Origin of the sequence: Pseudanabaena sp. FACHB-1998, from assembly GCF_014696355.1 — a bacterium.
In the GTDB taxonomy this organism is placed as follows: domain Bacteria; phylum Cyanobacteriota; class Cyanobacteriia; order Pseudanabaenales; family Pseudanabaenaceae; genus Pseudanabaena.
In genome coordinates this window covers 38670-56712 of the sequence record NZ_JACJQA010000019.1, presented here as the reverse complement: position 1 = coordinate 56712, position 18043 = coordinate 38670, and the positions used below count along the sequence as shown (strand labels likewise).

At 42.9% G+C, this 18043-nt stretch carries 12 protein-coding genes; 7 read left to right on the top strand and 5 right to left on the bottom strand.

The window, feature by feature from the left end:
* Window positions 1-63 precede the first annotated feature (63 nt).
* From H6F42_RS07510 to ylqF, 3 genes are all read right to left on the bottom strand, one after another.
* Window positions 64-1839, bottom strand: coding sequence for a response regulator (locus H6F42_RS07510; RefSeq protein ID WP_190398734.1), 1776 nt, complete (start codon window positions 1837-1839; stop codon window positions 64-66).
* The gene (locus H6F42_RS07505) at window positions 1829-5173 is read right to left on the bottom strand and encodes a GAF domain-containing protein (RefSeq protein ID WP_190398733.1); all 3345 of its coding nucleotides are present in this window, start codon (window positions 5171-5173) and stop codon (window positions 1829-1831) included. Before H6F42_RS07505 ends, H6F42_RS07510 begins: the two co-directional genes overlap by 11 nt.
* A 297-nt stretch (window positions 5174-5470) precedes the next feature.
* Window positions 5471-6310 carry a ribosome biogenesis GTPase YlqF gene (ylqF, locus tag H6F42_RS07500; RefSeq protein ID WP_190398732.1) on the bottom strand — a complete coding sequence of 280 codons (840 nt, stop codon included), beginning with the start codon at window positions 6308-6310 and terminating at the stop codon, window positions 5471-5473.
* Between the two features lie 299 nt (window positions 6311-6609).
* Between ylqF and H6F42_RS07495 the strand changes: the two genes are divergently transcribed.
* From H6F42_RS07495 to H6F42_RS21610, 7 genes are all read left to right on the top strand, one after another.
* Window positions 6610-7419, top strand: coding sequence for a TPM domain-containing protein (locus H6F42_RS07495; protein WP_190398731.1), 810 nt, complete (start codon window positions 6610-6612; stop codon window positions 7417-7419).
* A gap of 891 nt (window positions 7420-8310) precedes the next feature.
* Window positions 8311-10563, top strand: coding sequence for a photosystem I core protein PsaA (psaA, locus tag H6F42_RS07490; protein WP_190398730.1), 2253 nt, complete (start codon window positions 8311-8313; stop codon window positions 10561-10563).
* Between the two features lie 25 nt (window positions 10564-10588).
* Window positions 10589-12805, top strand: coding sequence for a photosystem I core protein PsaB (gene psaB / locus H6F42_RS07485; protein ID WP_190398729.1), 2217 nt, complete (start codon window positions 10589-10591; stop codon window positions 12803-12805).
* Between the two features lie 95 nt (window positions 12806-12900).
* Window positions 12901-13275: a DUF433 domain-containing protein gene (locus tag H6F42_RS07480; protein WP_190398728.1), complete on the top strand. Its 375-nt coding sequence runs from the start codon at window positions 12901-12903 to the stop codon at window positions 13273-13275.
* A complete protein-coding gene (locus tag H6F42_RS07475) occupies window positions 13272-13664 on the top strand; it encodes a DUF5615 family PIN-like protein (RefSeq protein ID WP_190398727.1) in 393 nt (130 codons plus the stop codon). The genes H6F42_RS07480 and H6F42_RS07475 overlap by 4 nt, the downstream gene beginning before the upstream one ends.
* Window positions 13665-13779: 115 nt before the next feature.
* Complete coding sequence (locus H6F42_RS07470) at window positions 13780-15126, top strand: EcsC family protein (protein ID WP_190398726.1); 1347 nt, start codon at window positions 13780-13782, stop codon at window positions 15124-15126.
* A gap of 101 nt (window positions 15127-15227) precedes the next feature.
* On the top strand, window positions 15228-16337 hold the full coding sequence (locus H6F42_RS21610) for a L,D-transpeptidase (RefSeq protein ID WP_199288947.1): 1110 nt from the start codon (window positions 15228-15230) through the stop codon (window positions 16335-16337).
* 85 nt (window positions 16338-16422) lie between these two features.
* On the opposite strand, the gene H6F42_RS07460 is transcribed toward H6F42_RS21610, so the two are convergent.
* Window positions 16423-17286 carry an MBL fold metallo-hydrolase gene (locus tag H6F42_RS07460; protein ID WP_242018361.1) on the bottom strand — a complete coding sequence of 288 codons (864 nt, stop codon included), beginning with the start codon at window positions 17284-17286 and terminating at the stop codon, window positions 16423-16425.
* 20 nt (window positions 17287-17306) lie between these two features.
* Window positions 17307-17909, bottom strand: a complete 603-nt coding sequence (locus H6F42_RS07455; RefSeq protein ID WP_190398725.1) for an aminodeoxychorismate/anthranilate synthase component II — start codon at window positions 17907-17909, stop codon at window positions 17307-17309.
* Window positions 17910-18043 lie beyond the last annotated feature (134 nt).

Genomic DNA, 18043 nt, shown 5'->3' with positions numbered 1-18043 from the left:
AAGCCAACAGGAATTTTTTAAAAGTTTTGCTATGCAACACTTTTAAAAAATTCCTGTTGGTTATTAACTAGCATCGGGATTTAAATGGGACACTACCTGAAAAATTACGCGCATAATTTCTTGAAAATCAATGGGCTTCTTGATGTAATCATTCATTCCCGCATTAAAACAAGTTGTGCGATCGCTTAGCGAAGAACTTGCCGTAAGCGCTACAATATGGGGTTGATATTGCAGATTTTGACGAATCCATTTTGTCGCAGTTAAGCCATCCATCTCAGGCATCTGTACATCCATTAGCACAATGTCATAGATATGATCTTGGACAAATTGAATTGCTTCTAAACCATTATTAGCAATATCAACGCTATAGCCAAATTTCTTGACGATCAGAGAAGTTAATCGTTGATTCATGAGATTATCTTCCACTACTAAAATATTCAGTGGAAATTTTTCGGCAATTTGAAGATTTGCAGGAGATAGATTATCGAAATGATGGACTAATTGAAGCTTTGTCGGAATAGATACGGCGATCGTAAAATGAAAAGAAGTGCCTTTAGACTGATACGAAGAATGAGGAGAAGTAGAAAGATTCTCAGTAGCAGTATTTTGAAATAATGGATGGGGTTTCCCACCAATACAGCCTCCGCTTTCCACCCAAATAGTCCCTCCCATCAAATCCACTAGATTTTTACAAATCGCTAATCCTAAGCCAGTTCCGCCATATTTACGGCTAATTGAGGTATCTGCTTGCATAAAAGGATTAAATAACTTATCAAGGCGATCGCTACTAATGCCAATCCCTGAGTCAGTCACCGTAAAATGTAAAAATTTTGATGCTTCATCATATTCCACATTCACCAATACAAAACCTTGCTCGGTAAACTTAATGGCATTACCCACAAGATTAAGCAAAATTTGCCGCAACCGATATTCATCCCCCTCAATCTCCAAAGGTACATTGGGTTGGATTACTGATTTGAGAGTAATACTTTGCTCTAAAGCCGATTGATGCAACAAACTGCACACAAATTGTAAGGTATCATTTAGTCGAAAAACCCGTCTTTCTAATTCTAGTTTCCCCGAATCTGTCTTAGAAAAGTCCAAAATGTCATTAATAATGCTCAACAAAGAATTAGCACTCTCTTGAATGAGACTTGTATAATACTTCTGCTCCTTATTAAGTTTCGTCATCATTAATAATTGCGCCATCCCGATTACTCCATTCATGGGCGTGCGGATTTCATGGCTCATATTTGCTAAGAAATCACTCTTAGAACGATTGGCAGTTTCAGCCGCCGCTTTCGCTTTTGCTAAATCTAGTTCTATCTGGTGACGCTCTTGAATCTCCTGTTTTAATTGTTCATTTTGTTGGGCAAGGAGTTTTTGTTGTTCTTGGAGACTGATCCTTTGACGTAAAATCGTAAGCTGATTTTGGACGCGGATGATGATCTCTTCAACCTGAAAAGGCTTAGTCACATAGTCCACACCGCCAACTTCAAAGGCTTTTACTTTGTCAAAGCTTTTATCAAGAGCGCTTAAAAAGATAATGGGGATTTCCACGGTTCGCTCTTGAGATTTAAGATATTGACAAACTTCATAGCCATTCATATCAGGCATCATGATATCTAAGAGAATTATAGAAGGCGGATCGATCAGGGCTGCCTCGATCGCTTGCTTGCCACTGGTTACCTTACGGACTTTATAGTTATGGCTCGAAAGAATTTCAGACAATAATCTTAGATTTTCTGGGCGATCGTCCACAACCAGAATATTTTCTTTTACTTTCCTAATATTGTTTCCAATATTAATTTCAATATTAACTTCAGTATTAACTTTCATTGTTTTTATCAATCACTGGTTGGATAAGGTTGATGATTTGGTCGAGATGAAAATTATTAACTAAATCTTCAATCAAGGTTGCTAAGGCAGGGTGACTATCTTGAATTTGGCTTAGCAATAAGAAGATGGATTCTTCATCAGCCGCTCTCGTGGCAAGATGAAGTTCCAAAAGCCATGAAGTGTCTAAACTGTGTAAATCTTGCTGAATTGTTTGCTGGAGATCTAGCAATTCTGGACTAGAATCTACATCTTCAGTTTCGCTCTCTATATAGGAATAAACTATGCCTAGATGTTCCGCAATCTTATCAAAGATAACTTCTTCACGAATCGGTTTACTCACAAAATCATCACACCCCAAAGCCAACATTGCCGAACGCTGAGTATCGAATACACTAGCGGTTAAGGCAATAATTTTGCAGCTTGATTCGGGAGACTCGGAAGCACGGATAATTCGTGTAGCCTCATATCCATCCATTACGGGCATTTGCATATCCATCCAGATCAGATGCGGTTGCCACGATCGCCATATTTCTATAGCCTCTTGTCCATTTACCGCTTCTCGAATTTCAAAACCAATAGGAGCAAGGAGTTTTTTCATCAGAAATCGGCTTTCATACTTGTCATCCACCAAGAGAATGCGATAGGTTGATAGATCACCAGTTAAAGCAATTTTTTCGCGATTTAAGGGAATTGGCAGATCGCTGGGTCGAGCCATTTGTACTTCGATATCAAATTTAACGACTGTCCCCTCACCCACTATACTTTCCACTCGAATATCGCCACCCATTAGCTTGACAAAGCGCTTGCTAATCGCCATCCCTAAGCCCGTTCCCTCTTGCGATCGGCGACCAGTTGCTGTTTGGACAAATGGCTCAAATAAAATATCTAGCTCTTCGGCAGCTATCCCAGAGCCTGTATCGGCAACTTCAAAAAAGAGATGGCTATAGCCATTCATTTCTAGGTTGTCATTACCATCTTTGTAAGCAACTTTAAGACTGACAATTCCCTTTTCCGTAAATTTAATGGCATTACCAATGATATTAATTAAAATTTGTCGAAGTTTACTTTCATCGGCATGGATATATTTAGGAACATCGACCGCCTTCTCAAAAATAAGTTGTAAGTTTTTTGCTTGAGCTTTCAGCATAAACATATCCTTCAACCTTGCTAGCAGGATATGGAAATTACAAGTCTTAGCATTTAGTTCAATCATGCCCGCTTCAATTTTAGACATTTCCAACACATCGTTTAGCAATGTAAGTAAATGTTCGCCACTACGAGTAATGATGCTGACATGCTCTATTTGTTGCTGAGTGAGGGGCTCCCCCCTAGACAGCACTTGAGCAAAGCCAAGAATCGCATTGAGAGGAGTTCTCAATTCATGGCTCATGTGAGCTAGAAAGTCACTTTTAGCTTTATTAGCTGTATCTGCATTTTCTTTCGCTTTTTGGAGTTGCACTAATAACTCCGCTTGCTGTAAAGCTACGCCTAATTGGTTGCCAACTTGAGTGAGCAGTCTAATCTCACTAGCTTCCCAATCTCGGCTTCCCGAATTTTGGTAAGCAGCTAATAATCCCCATAATTTATCGGCAACAAATACAGGTGAAATCATAAAGGCGCGAACTTGGTAACTTTCCAGAATCCCCACATGGCATTCCGTCAAATTCGCATTATAAATATCGTCAACAGTAAAAGATTCGTGGTTTAAATAGCGTCCCCCTTGAGTTTCTTGAAGATGCGTATCTTCCCAAATTTTATTGCGTTCCCCTAGTTCTTCTAGGGATAACCATTCATCATTTTTGGATTCATAGATAAATTCACCACTCCAGTCATTAAAAAAGCGATAAACAACTACGCGATCGCAGTTGAGGTTTTGGCGAACTTCTTGAGTTGTAGCTTTAAAAATCGTATCAATATCTAAGGTCTGACGAATTCGTTCTATAACCCTTGCTAAGGCGCGTTCTTGTTCAGCATCTCGAGCAAGTCGATCGGCGCGTTTTTGCAGTTCTATTTCTAAGGTGGTTCGCAAATCATTAGAATATTGCTGAGCATATCCAAATAATTCCGCCTGTTGAATGGCTGTTCCTAATTGAGTAGAGATTTGGATTAAAAAATTGATTTCAGATTCTTGCCATTTTCGAGTTTCGGTTTGTTGGTACGCCGCCATTATTCCCCATAACTCCTTTCCCTTAAAGATGGCTACGATCGCATAGGCTCTTGCCTGATAACGCTCCAGAGCTTCGATATAACAGGATGAAAAGCCTGTCGCATAAATATCTTCACAGACTCGAAAGACTCGACTAGGGCTAAATTCTCTACCTTCCGTAGCTTGTAAATGAGTGTCTGTGGAGGTGAGATCTGCCAAGCACTTTAAACTACATTCGCTAATACTCGCTTTAAATTCAGGATATTGTTCTTGAGCCTCCATAAGCGATGGCATATCAGTCAACATTGATTCGGTGATAAATTCTCCGCTCCAATCGGGGTTAAAGCGATAGATCGTCACGCGATCGGCTTGCAGTAATTGTCTAACTTCATCGGTGGTGGTCGTAAAAATAGTGTTTAGGTCAAGCGATCGCCTAATTTTATTTATCACTACCGCAACAGCCTTTTCCCGTTCTACGGCTTGCTCTACAGCACGAGCTAGATAGTCTGACTGAGTTTGCAACTTAGCAACAAATTCCGCCTGTTGGAGGGCGACATCGAGATGGGTAGCAATTTGTTTTACAAAGTCAATCTCAGACTCTAGCCATTTGCGTGGGGCTGAGCATTGATGAATGCATAACAAACCCCAAAGGCGATCGCCACTTAGTAAAGGCACAACTAAGTTACCGCGAACCTGAAAGCGTTCTAGAATTTGGATATGACAAGTCGGTAGTCCCTGCTCATAAATATCCGCACAAGCCCAGATCCTACCCTGTTGATAGTATTTGGCATGATTTTCACCGAAGCAGTGATCACTGATTTTTGCCGTTAAGGCGGACTTAAACTGCGGTAGCACTGACTCAGATACAAATTCTCCACAGGCAAATTCCGAATTTTCATCAAAGCGATACATACCAACGCGATCGGCGTTTAATAGCTGGCGTACCTCGATCGCGGTTGACTTCAAGATACTATCTAAATCTAAAGATTCTCTAATTTTAGCAATCACACCAAATAAAGCCTTTTGCTGTGCGACTTGAAGGGTATCAGTTACAGCTAAAGCTAATTCCTGATCGATGGCGACAGGATTTGCTGGTATATCTTTTTTTAATGGGGCTTGAACTTTATTTTTAGATTTATCTTTAGATTTATTTTTGGCAGTAACCTTAGGCTTAGACTGCTTGGTCATATTATGGATTGGATGAAATAAATTTTAAATTTTTAAATTTTTTTATTATTGGATTAATTATAGCGGTCACTACTTTAGTTAAAAACACAAAAGTACAACTATAGTTAAATTGCAAATATAATTACGTGTTTTGTATTAGAGTCAAAGCCTCCATATTTTTTGTCCAGAGCTTTGTAACCCTATACGGGACTATAAATGCGCATTTTCTATAGCTTCCTAAAATTCAGTATAAATTAGGAATTTGGCATGTATCTTTAGAATGATATACAGATAAATTGTTCTGAATTAATAGATACCTTAGAAGGGTGGCATTTCTAAGGCGATCGCTCCTAATCTACCTTTACGAAAATCGTACAAAATCAATCTGGCAACTTTATCTAAATCCCCTTGAAATTTATTTAAAGCTGCAACTTCATGAATATACTCAATTCCCGAAGTAACAGTTTGCGGATCGACAATGTAGCGGCTCATAAGATTTACATTTAGTTCCATCAATAAATCTACGGCGGCAGCCGCCACCAACACATTGTCGTAAGCCGCCTGACCAATATCATCACAAATTGCTAATTTCAAAGCTGCTTCCTGATCGTGCAACAAAGGCGGAATTACCCCCGGAGTATCAAGTAGCTCAATTTGATCAGAAATTCTAATCCAGCGCAACTGGCGCGTTACCCCCGGTTTATTAGCACTAGCCACTACTTTTTTCTTGAGCAGGCGATTGATCAACGCTGATTTGCCCACATTGGGAAAGCCCACAACTACGGCTCTTACTGGTCTGGGCAACATCCCCCGACTGTGACGACGTTCATTTACCTTTTCCCCCGCTACTTGAGCCGCTTTCAAGAGTTCGACCATGCCTTTACCCGCCTGTGCATCAGTAAAGAAAGCCATACGCTCTTGTTCGATAAACCAGCGCAACCACTGCGTCTTTACCGTAGAAGATATGGCATCAATCCGATTGCAAACTAAAATATGTGACTTTCCCTCTACCCATTTTTCCATTTTAGGATGTTTACTAGACATCAAAATCCGAGAATCGCGCACTTCAATCACTACATCAACTAGCTTTAGTTGTTCGAGTAATTGTTTTTCTGCTTTAGCGATATGTCCGGGATACCACTGAATTGGGCTTGCCATAAGAAATAATACTGAGAGGAAGTATTCTAACTATATACTCCTGTTCCTAGCAATTCCTTTAAGTGTCGTCACAATTCAAGGAAAGATTAAAGAATTGAGATTTGGCTACAAGCGAAATGCAAAGTGCTGTAAGATATTAAGAAATATTAAGAATATATCTCGTCTCCTTCCTATAAAAAACTCTAATAAAAAGCCTTCTATAAAAAAACTCTATTAAATCCTCCCAATAAATACTCTCAAAAATCTTATCGAGCTTAGCTTCCCGCCTTGCCAAACCTCAAGTGATGACACTTTCAACTATGCCAAAAATTACCCAAAAGCTGATATCTCTGGCGATCGCCATTTTCTTACCCCTCGCGATCGCTTTTACACATATACCTGCTGCCCATGCCTATGATGCTCCCGAATTATTGCCTGAGACTTACACTAACGTGATCGATCTAGGCAGATTTTTAACCGATGTCGAAGAAAAAGCCCTTGATCAAAAGTTAACCAAATTTGAAGCACAAACAGGCTGGAAACTGCGAGTCCTAACTCAAGTTGATCGCACTCCCGGACGGGCTGTTAAAGATTTCTGGGGACTAAACGATCGCAGCATCATGCTAGTAGCTGATTCTCGCGGACGCAATTTACTTAACTTTAGCGTTGGCGATGAGGTTTACCCCTTGTTATCACGGGGCTTTTGGATCGAATTGCAATCTCGCTATGGCAACCAATTTTATGTTCGTGAGCAGGGTTACGATCAATCGATTTTGTCATCTATTGATGCGATCGCCACTTGTCTTGAGCAAGATGGCTGTGCAGTTGTCCCCGGTATTCCTCAAGAGCAATGGATTCTCACCTTGATTACTTCCATTGTTGGCGGTGTAGTTTTTGGCTTTGCAGGACATCCCCGCAAGGAAGGCGAAATCTTCGCTTGGAAATGGGCGCTCATCTTCACCCCATTATGGGGCATGTTGTTTATCTCCTTTGGTTTAGGACCCGTTTTAACCAGAACTAGTGAATGGGTTCCCATTGTCCGCAACGTGGCAGGCTTTGTCGGTGGAGCCGTGATCGCCTATTTGATTCCCTCCCCCAAACGAGCAACACCATCTCCCGAAGCACGGTAAAGGTTCATACGGCAAATTTTCTCGACTGTTAGCTCAGGTTGTCGCGCCTGATGTTTTTGTCGTTGCTTAATATTTACGCGATCGCACAGGTATTTAGCGACGATGACACACCTCTTCATTAAACACTGGTTAACATTAAAGATTGGTATAGCAAAGCAAGAGTTAGCCAGTACAAACCAAAACCTAAAAAGCGAGTTGCGGCGCGAAGCGCCGCAACTCGCTTTTTGGGTTTTATGTCCTAAGCAAACCTTACATTGCTATAAAAATACTTTTGAGGTAATAGATTTTGTTGAGAAACAAAAGCAAAGTATAGAAGCAATTTCATCTTTATTTCTGCACTTCAATCCGTATACAAATAAAAAAGCTATTAAGTTATAGAACTTACGCATGGTGCAAATGTGTCGCGGGCAAAGCCCGCGACACATTTGCACAAAACCCAATAAATTTCAGTCTAGGAAGATCTGATGGATTAGAAATTGAATAGAAGCCAAACTTGTTTCGGCGGACAAAGCCCGCCGAAACAAGTTTGGCTTCTATTTGCATTAAGTTATTTAATTTTCATTCCTTAATATTTCCGTTAGCTTGCGCTGAAGTTATCTGCCAAGAGTAAAGTTTTGTTAAGAAAAATATTGGGTTTGTTTGTCTAACCACTGAAGCATGTAGGACTAAATTTATTGCATAGTAAAGGATTGAGCGAATCAGACTTAATTCTAAACAATTGTTACAAACTCTCAAGGGAGTCACAAACCTAAATCTATAATTACGTCTATCGCGGCGCGGATGCTCTTGTAAAAGCTGTTCTTATCTCATTCATAGATTCTGCCCTATGAGAGATCTCGCCTAAATCGTTTAATCTACTTTGTCTTAACAGTCTGAGAGAGGAAAATTTACATGACAATGACTCCTCAAAAGCCAGACACAGAGGTAAAGGTACTGGTTGATCGTGACGTAGTACCAACTTCTTTCGAGAAGTGGGGACAACCTGGTCACTTCGATCGCACCCTAAAGAAGGGACCAAAAACCACCACATGGATTTGGGATCTTCATGCCAATGTGCATGACTTTGACAGTTTCACAACCGAAGAAGATACTGCTCGTAAGATCTTCTCTGCTCACTTTGGGCATTTGGGCATTATCTTTATTTGGCTGAGTGGTATGTATTACCACGGCGCAAAATTCTCTAACTACACTGGTTGGTTAGCCGATCCAGTCCATATCAAACCCAGCGCTCAAGTAGTCTGGAACGTAGTCGGTCAAGACATCTTGAACGGCGATGTGGGCGGCGGTTTTCAAGGTATTCAAATCACTTCTGGTTTGTTCCACCTTTGGAGAGCATCTGGTATCACCACCGAGTATCAACTCCTCTGCACCGCAATTGGCGGTTTGGTGATGGCAGGTTTGATGTTCTTCGCTGGTTGGTTCCACTACCACAAGGCAGCTCCTAAACTTGAGTGGTTTAAGAATGCTGAATCGATGATGAACCACCACTTGGCTGGTTTACTCGGTTTGGGTTCTCTCTCTTGGGCTGGACATCAGATCCACGTATCGATTCCTATCAACTACTACCTTGATAAGGGCGTACCTGCTGATCAGATCCCTCTTCCTCATGAGTTCATTACTAACCCTTCCTTGATGGCGGACATCTTCCCTAGCTTTGCTCAGGGTTTAACACCTTTCTTCACTTTGAACTGGGGTGCTTATGCAGATTTCCTAACCTTTAAGGGTGGTTTGAATCCTCAAACTGGATCTCTTTGGTTGACTGACCAAGCTCACCATCACCTTGCGATCGCAACTCTTTTCATCATCGCTGGACATATGTACCGCACCAACTGGGGTATCGGTCACAGCATGAAGGAAATTCTTGAAGCTCACAAGGGACCTCTAACTGGTGAAGGTCACAAGGGTCTATATGAAATTTTGACCTCTTCTTGGCATGCACAGCTAGCTGTTAACCTAGCTTTGATGGGTTCTTTGAGCATCATCGTCGCTCAACATATGTACGCGATGCCTGCTTATCCCTACATTGCTACTGACTACGCAACTCAAGTTTCTCTCTTCACACATCACATGTGGATTGGCGGCTTCTTGATCTGTGGTGCAGCAGCTCACGCGGGTATCTTCATGGTTCGCGATTACGATCCTGCTAAGAATGTAAATAACTTACTTGATCGCATGTTGCGCCACCGCGATGCAATTATCTCTCACCTTAACTGGGTATGTATTTTCCTTGGCTTCCACAGCTTCGGTCTTTACATCCACAACGACACCATGCGTGCATTGGGTCGTCCTCAAGATATGTTCTCCGACACCGCAATTCAGTTGAAGCCTGTCTTCGCTAACTGGATTCAAGGTATCCATGCGGCTGCTGCTGGTACAACCGCTCCTTACGCAACCTCTAGCGTTAGCCCCATCTTCGGTGGCGATACTATTGTTGTTGGTGGCAAGGTTGCTGTTGCTCACATGGCTCTTGGTACTGCTGACTTCTTGGTACACCACATCCATGCGTTCACCATTCACGTCACTGTCTTGATCTTGCTGAAGGGCGTGCTTTATGCTCGTAGCTCTCGCTTGATTCCAGACAAGGCTGAACTCGGTTTCCGCTTCCCTTGCGACGGTCCTGGTCGTGGCGGCACATGTCAAGTTTCGGCATGGGATCACGTATTCCTAGGTCTTTTCTGGATGTACAACTGTATTTCTGTTGTCATCTTCCACTTCTCTTGGAAAATGCAGTCCGATATTTTCGGTACTGTTGACGCAGGCGGCACAATCACCAATATGGCTGGCGGTAACTTTGCACAGAGTGCATTGACCATCAATGGCTGGTTACGTGACTTCTTGTGGGCCCAAGCTTCCAACGTTATTCAATCCTACGGTTCGGCATTGTCCGCTTACGGTTTGATCTTCTTAGGCGCTCACTTCATCTGGGCTTTTAGCCTCATGTTCCTATTCAGTGGTCGTGGCTACTGGCAAGAACTAATCGAGTCAATCGTTTGGGCTCACAATAAGCTCAACGTTGCTCCTGCTATTTCTCCTCGCGCTTTGAGCATTACTCAAGGTCGTGCTGTGGGTCTAGCTCACTACCTCTTAGGTGGAATTGCCACAACTTGGGCATTCTTCCTAGCCCGTTACGGTGCACTTGGCTAATATTAACGGAGAAATTGAAGTAATTATGGCAACGAAATTTCCTAAGTTTAGCCAGGCTCTCGCAGAAGATCCGACAACCCGTCGAATCTGGTATGCGATCGCCACAGCGAACGATTTTGAAAGTCACGATGGTGTTACCGAAGAAAGTCTTTACCAAAAGATTTTTGCTTCCCACTTCGGACATTTGGCAATCATCTTCCTGTGGACATCTGGCAACCTGTTTCACGTAGCGTGGCAGGGTAACTTCGAGCAATGGATTAAGAATCCTCTCACAACACGCCCGATCGCCCATGCGATTTGGGATCCTCACTTCGGTAAGGCAGCAGTTGAAGCGTTTACACAAACTGATGTTGCTGGTCCTGTAAATATTGCTCTTTCTGGTGTTTACCACTGGTGGTACACCATCGGTATGCGTACCAACGAAGAGTTGTTTAGCGGCGCTATCTGGATGTTGATCTTTGCTTCCCTCATGCTTTTTGCAGGTTGGTTGCACTTACAACCCAGCTTCCGTCCTAGCCTCTCTTGGTTCAAGAATGCTGAGTCTCGCCTCAATCACCACTTGGCTGGTTTGTTTGGCGCTAGCTCCTTGGCTTGGACTGGTCACATGGTTCACGTTGCGATTCCTGAATCCCGTGGTATCCATGTTGGTTGGGACAACTTCTTGAGCGTTCCTCCTCATCCAGCTGGTCTCGCACCTTTCTTCACTGGTAACTGGGGCGTGTATGCTCAGAATCCTGATACCGCAGGGCATGTATTTGGTACATCTCAAGGCGCTGGTACAGCAATTCTGACCTTCCTTGGTGGTTTCCATCCTCAAACCGAATCTCTTTGGATGACTGACATTGCCCATCACCACTTGGCGATCGCCGTGTTGTTCATCATTGCTGGTCACATGTACCGCACCAACTTTGGTATCGGTCACAGCATCAAAGAGATCTTGGCTGCCCACAATCCTCCTAAGGGTACTCCTTTCGGTGGTTTGCTAGGCGATGGTCACAAAGGTTTGTATGACACCGTCAACAACTCTTTGCACTTCCAACTCGGTTTGGCTCTGGCTTCTTTGGGTGTAATCACATCTTTGGTTGCTCAGCACATGTATTCGATGCCTTCCTATGCGTTCATCGCTAAGGACTTCACCACTCAAGCTGCTCTATATACTCATCACCAATATATTGCTGGTTTCTTGATGGTCGGTGCATTTGCTCACGGTGCGATCTTCTTCGTTCGTGACTACGATCCTGAAGCTAACAAGAACAACGTGCTTGCACGTATGCTTGAGCATAAAGAAGCAATCATCTCTCACCTAAGCTGGGTATCTCTCTTCTTGGGCTTCCATACCCTTGGTATCTACGTTCACAACGACGTAATGCAAGCTTTTGGAACTCCTGAAAAGCAAATCTTGATCGAGCCTGTATTCGCACAATGGATTCAAGCTGCTCACGGTAAAGCTCTCTACGGCTTTGATGTATTGCTTTCCAACGCTTCCAGCATTCCTTCTAACACTGGTGCTGCTTGGTTGCCTGGTTGGTTGGCTGGTATTAACTCTGGTGATAACTCTTTGTTCCTCACAATTGGACCTGGCGACTTCCTAGTTCACCATGCGATCGCTCTAGGTCTACACACCACCACCTTGATCTTGGTTAAGGGTGCGTTGGATGCTCGTGGTTCTAAGCTCATGCCAGACAAAAAAGACTTTGGCTACAGCTTCCCTTGCGACGGTCCTGGTCGTGGCGGTACTTGCGATATCTCGGCATGGGATTCCTTCTACCTAGCCATGTTCTGGATGTTGAACACCATTGGTTGGACAACCTTCTACTGGCACTGGAAACACCTCGGTGTATGGCAAGGTAACGTTGCTCAGTTCAACGAATCCTCTGTCACCATCATGGGCTGGCTCCGTGACTACCTATGGCTCAACTCCGCTCAGTTGATCAATGGCTACAACCCCTACGGCATGAACAATATCTCTGTTTGGGCTTGGATGTTCCTATTCGGACACCTCGTTTGGGCAACTGGATTCATGTTCTTGATCTCTTGGCGTGGTTACTGGCAAGAATTGATCGAAACCCTTGTATGGGCGCACCAACGCACTCCTCTTGCAAGTTTGGTTCAGTGGAAAGACAAGCCTGTAGCTCTTTCTATCGTTCAAGCTCGTTTGGTTGGCTTGGCTCACTTCACGATTGGCTACATCGTCACCTATGCAGCATTCCTGATCGCCTCAACGACAACGGCTTTCGGTTAATCTAGCTTGCTAGTTAATTAAAAAAATCCCTCACAGCAATGTGGGGGATTTTTTTGTAAAAGCTATAATATCTAATATTTATAAGAGTGGCGAATATGAGAGCTATTCAAGACAAGTCAGATATTGTCCGAACAGAAAGAGGACTTACTATTAATGGTACTCGGATTACCCTATATGACTTGATGGATTATATTCATGCTGGTTATCCTGTAAAGTTAATTCGCAATTATTTTTTTTATATTACTGATCACCAATTCAGTTCAGCGATCGCCTATATTGAAAATCATCGAGAACAGTTGGACTCAGAGTATCAACAGGTTTTGCAAGAATCTGATATAAATCGCCATTATTGGGAAGAAATCAATAAAGAAAGATTTTCTCAAGCAACTAATCGTACTCCTAGACCTGAAAATAAAAAAGCATGGGAAAAATTGCAAAGTTGGAAAGCTAGACTAGCTACTGAAGCATGAAGTTTTTAATTGATTACAATCTCAAAGGTAAATCTTTAATCATTTGGGGTGTTGTGGCGGCTGAAGGTTGGCTGGAGCTAATAGAAATTAAATTTCTACAATTTGAGGATGTGGGTTTACCTCGTGATAGTAGTGATCTGTTAGTCTGGAATTTTGCTCAACAAAGTCAAATGATTTTGATTACTGCTAATAGAAATATGAAGGGGAAAACTTCTTTAGAGCAGACAATTCGTGAAAAAAATACAGATCTCAGTCTTCCAGTTGTAACTATTAGTAATGTGGAGCGACTTGATGAGAAAGTGTATCGAGAAAAATGTGTGGCTAGTTTGATAGAAATTGGTCTTGATATAGATAACTATTTAGGGGCGGGTCGTATTTTTATTCCTTAGTTATTGTTTGTGAGTCTTAAAACTGAATACAGCCATACCTCAATCGATTTTTACTAAGCTTAAATCTGATATCAAACCTGAAACACAAGTAATTAATTTAATAGACAACAAGAATATGACTAATCTTCCTGAGTCCGTTGACAATTCTCAATTAAACGAAGAAGTTACTACAACGGACTCTGCAATTACGGTAACTAGTGAGAAATCACAAAAAGGTAATTGGTGGGATGGGGCATTTGGTGCGGTTGCAGGAGCCGCAGGAGCAGTTGGTAATGCAGCTAGTGCAGTTGGCGGTAATGTTGCGGGTGCGGCTGGATCGCTTGGAAATGCTGTAGGTGGAGCGGCGAGTGTGATTGGTGATAATGTCGCGGGTGCGGCGGGAAATGTTGGCGGTGCGATCGTTAGTGCGGGAAGTGCTGTTGGTGGTGTAGCTGGCTCTGTTGGAAGTGCCGTCGGTGGAGCTGCTGTGGCAACCGCAGGAGCAATTGGCGGTGCGGCTGGTGCATTTACTCAAACAGTTGGTGGTGCTGTTGTTGGTGGAATTTCATCGGCAACTAGTAGCGCAGGATCTGCGATCGAGGTTGTTGGGAATAATTCTTTAATTCGGAAAGCTGCGGGGATCTTTAATGCTGATTGGTTTTTGAAAATATTAGATCAGGTAGATGCGGCAGCATCAGAAGCCGAGGTACAGAACTTAAAACAAAAATATCCCAACGAGTCAGCCTATCAAATCGCACAGAGAATCATTGGACAAAAAGCCGTGTTTGCGGGTGCGTCTGGATTTGCTACTACGATTGTTCCTGGTTCTGCCGCAGCATTATTTGCAGTTGATCTGGCTGCGACCACTTCGCTCCAAGCTGAGATGGTTTATCAAATTGCCTGTGCCTATGGAATGGATCTTAAAGACCCCGCTAGAAAAGGAGAAGTTGTCGCCGTATTCGGGTTAGCTTTTGGCGGCAAAATGGCAATCAAAGCAGGATTAGGACTGCTACGAAATATTCCCCTTGCAGGAGCTGTGATTGCTGCAAGTTCAGATGCAGTAATGCTTTACACACTTGGTCAAGCGAGTTGTTCTTTTTACGAAGCAAAACTAAACCCTGTCAACTTTGAAGAAAAATTAGTAGACATTCAAGTAGATAGTGAAGAGCGTTTAAAAAGTGCGATTCCACAAGAACAGATTATCGATCAAATTCTCGTTCATGTGATCTTGGCGGGCAATCAAGGTAGAAGTAAAGAAAGTGTTTTAGCTGATTTAAAATCAGCAAGTCTTAGACCAGAATCAATTGATGCGATCGCTGAGTATATAGATTCACCACTTCCGTTGGAGATGTTATTAGAGGATCTTAAGCCAGCGTATGCGTTATCTTTGTTTGCCCAATGTCAGAAATTTGCGATGTTAGATGGCATCATGACCCCTGAAGAGGCACAAGTAATTGAGATGATTCATCAGAAGTTTGCTTAAAGCTTCAATTTAATGGAGTGGGCTTTTTAATGCAATATGTTAGACTGCATAGCTACTCTGGATCATTAAGTCAACCTTAAACGCAATAGCAATTGAAAATTATGAGAAGGCGATCGCCAAATCAGCAATATCTTTTCACTTCTTGTTTGCGCGTTGCTATCGCTGCCAATATATTGGGCGGCACTTTTTTAATTAGCGATCGCTCAGATCAAAGCAGTTGGGCAAATATCCCTGTAACTGCAACGAAGTCTGCTCCCAAAGCTAACTCCAATCAATATTTGTTTTTAGACCTGCAAAAGCATTGGTCACGTTTATTTGTCGAAGGTTTGCTGACGCAATCAAGCTTAAGTAATGTTTTGATTTCTCCCGATGGGATTAGTTTATTTCAGCCCGATCGCCAAGTTACCCGTGCAGAACTTGCCAATTTATTAGACCTTGCCTTTGCTAATTCCAAATCTCCTAAAATTACCACTCGGCTGAATGAGCCAGCGACCAAGGCGGAAGTGTTAGTAGCGATCGCCCGCGAACTTAATCTCAACCCGAAAACCCCTAAAAATCCGCAAACCTATTTGCTCTCAATGTATCGAGATGCCAATCAGGTTCCAGACTATGCTATTCCCGCGATCGCCGCCCTTACTCAGGAAAGTTTAGTTACCAATTATCCTGATCCGCGCATTCTTGAACCCAAAGATGCAATCTCTAAAAGCGAATTAGCAGTATTGCTTTATCAAGCTTTGGCTTATCAGAAAAAATTACCCCTACTAAAATCGCCCTACACCATCAACCCCAATCGCCAACTCTGGGATCGCGATCTTTTGCAAATTACAAGGCTAGAGGTAAGTATCAGCCGCCGCACTGTTACTGCTTTTCATGGGGAAATTCCTTTAAAAACTTATCCTGTAGCTGTCGGTCGTCAGGGTTGGAGTACGCCAGTTGGTAACCATCGAGTTTTACAAACCATTGAATATCCATCTTGGCAAAATCCCTTTACAGGCGATGTCATTGCTAGCAAAGATCCTGAAAATCCCTTAGGCGATCGCTGGATTGGCTTTTGGACAGATGGCACAAACTGGTCTGGATTTCATGGAACTCCGAATCGTGCATCTGTGGGTACGGCTGCTTCTCATGGCTGTATTCGGATGTATAACGAAGATATCCGCGAGTTATTTAGTCAAGTGCAGACAGGCACAGTCGTAAGAGTGTCGCCATAAAAAAAGCTGTGTTTTGCACAGCTTTTTTATCCAAAAAGTTTAAAAGCGTTGCTTTGCAACGCTTTTAAACTTTTTGGGTTGGGTGCTAAGCCTTTAATACTCTGACAACGGTTGTTTGAGGTAGATTTTTGGGGCTTAATTCTAAAACTGAGCCATCTAATTTCTGGATACTATCCTTGGGCATCAGCGCTAGAAACTCATCAACGGAGGCGAGCTGGCAGGATTGACTGGACTTGTCACTACGATAGTAAACAGGAATCACAATGCGCGGATTCAGTTCTTGCACGATCGCTTTAGCTTCCTCTGGGGAATATGCCTTAGCCTGAGTTGGCTCACTACTTTGAGCATTGCCCCCGATTGGTAAAATCAACACATCAGGACGACCCATTAAAATTCTTTGAGATTGGGTGATCGGTGCAGCAGCTCCGCCTAAATGCAAGACAAAAATTCCCGATTGCTTCCAACGCCAAGCCACATTACGCCCAAAACGACGACCACCAATGCGATCGTGATCCATTGCAATACCTTGGATATTCAGCCCCTTAATATTGTAAGAACCTGGCTCCGACAATACCCTTGTGTCTTTAGCAAGATTTTCTAGATAGCCCTCATCAAGTAAGCGCGAACTAATCAAAATGTAATCAGATGCAGCTTTTGGCGCAGGTAACTTCGCGGTACAACCCGCAGGACGGAAGGGATGAGTTAAGAAACGGACACCATCGCCTGAAACTAAAAATGACATATGCCCTAGCCACTCTAACTTTAAGGTGGCATTGGTTTGAGAGTTAGCAGCATCGGCAATTATTCCCCCAGTAAATGCTGAGATGATTCCACCTTGGGCTAGTCGAAGAATTTGTCTGCGGCGCATGTTGTTGTTAATTAATGATTTTGTAAATTGATTTTGCGAACTAAAAACCAAACCCAGTAATACCAAAACAGAAAATTGCATCGCCATTTTCTGTTTTGGTATTACTGGCGGGTGACGCTCAACCCCTTTAGGAAGTTTCTCAAGAGATCTCTACCAGCTTCGGTCAGGATGCTTTCAGGGTGAAACTGCACACCTTGTACATGGGGATATTGCTTATGTCGGACTCCCATAATTATGTCATCTTCCGTCCATGCTGTTATTTCTAGTACATCTGGGCAATTTTGGCGCTCGATGACGAGGCTATGATAGCGAGTCGCCGTAAACGGATTCGCTAGTCCCTCTAAAATTCCTACTCCCGTATGATAGATTTGCGAAGTTTTGCCATGCATAAGGTATGGGGCTGAAACAACTTTACCGCCGTAGATTAAACCCATACTCTGATGCCCCAGACATACGCCTAAAATTGGGGTGGTTGCTCCCATCTCGGTGATGATATCGAGGGACACACCTGCTTCCTCTGGTCTCCCCGGCCCTGGTGAAATTACGACCCCTGCGGGATGAAGTTCTTTTACTTGCTCAATATTTATTTCATCATTGCGCTTAACTACAATTTCCCCTAATTCAGGAAACTCTGGCAACAGTTCCCCAAGGTACTGGACGAGGTTATAAGTAAAGCTGTCGTAGTTGTCGATAACGAGAATCATGGTAACGGTGATTGTAGTTATGAAGCTCAGATTTAGTGACGATCGCGCCGATATTCAGAGCTTTTCAGCTTTATCAATCTAACATTCTTTGGCGACTCTCTCTTTATCATTTGCCTTGCTGGGGCTTCGCTTTA

Coding starts and splice junctions, on each gene's coding strand:
- H6F42_RS07495 (WP_190398731.1), top strand. CDS start 6,610: ATGCCAAAAATTACCCAAAAGCTGATATCTCTGGCGATCGCCATTTTC.
- H6F42_RS07470 (WP_190398726.1), top strand. CDS start 13,780: ATGACTAATCTTCCTGAGTCCGTTGACAATTCTCAATTAAACGAAGAA.
- ylqF (WP_190398732.1), bottom strand. CDS start 6,310: ATGGCAAGCCCAATTCAGTGGTATCCCGGACATATCGCTAAAGCAGAA.
- H6F42_RS21610 (WP_199288947.1), top strand. CDS start 15,228: ATGAGAAGGCGATCGCCAAATCAGCAATATCTTTTCACTTCTTGTTTG.
- H6F42_RS07455 (WP_190398725.1), bottom strand. CDS start 17,909: ATGATTCTCGTTATCGACAACTACGACAGCTTTACTTATAACCTCGTC.
- H6F42_RS07460 (WP_242018361.1), bottom strand. CDS start 17,286: ATGCAATTTTCTGTTTTGGTATTACTGGGTTTGGTTTTTAGTTCGCAA.
- psaA (WP_190398730.1), top strand. CDS start 8,311: ATGACAATGACTCCTCAAAAGCCAGACACAGAGGTAAAGGTACTGGTT.
- H6F42_RS07505 (WP_190398733.1), bottom strand. CDS start 5,173: ATGACCAAGCAGTCTAAGCCTAAGGTTACTGCCAAAAATAAATCTAAA.
- H6F42_RS07510 (WP_190398734.1), bottom strand. CDS start 1,839: ATGAAAGTTAATACTGAAGTTAATATTGAAATTAATATTGGAAACAAT.
- psaB (WP_190398729.1), top strand. CDS start 10,589: ATGGCAACGAAATTTCCTAAGTTTAGCCAGGCTCTCGCAGAAGATCCG.
- H6F42_RS07475 (WP_190398727.1), top strand. CDS start 13,272: ATGAAGTTTTTAATTGATTACAATCTCAAAGGTAAATCTTTAATCATT.
- H6F42_RS07480 (WP_190398728.1), top strand. CDS start 12,901: ATGAGAGCTATTCAAGACAAGTCAGATATTGTCCGAACAGAAAGAGGA.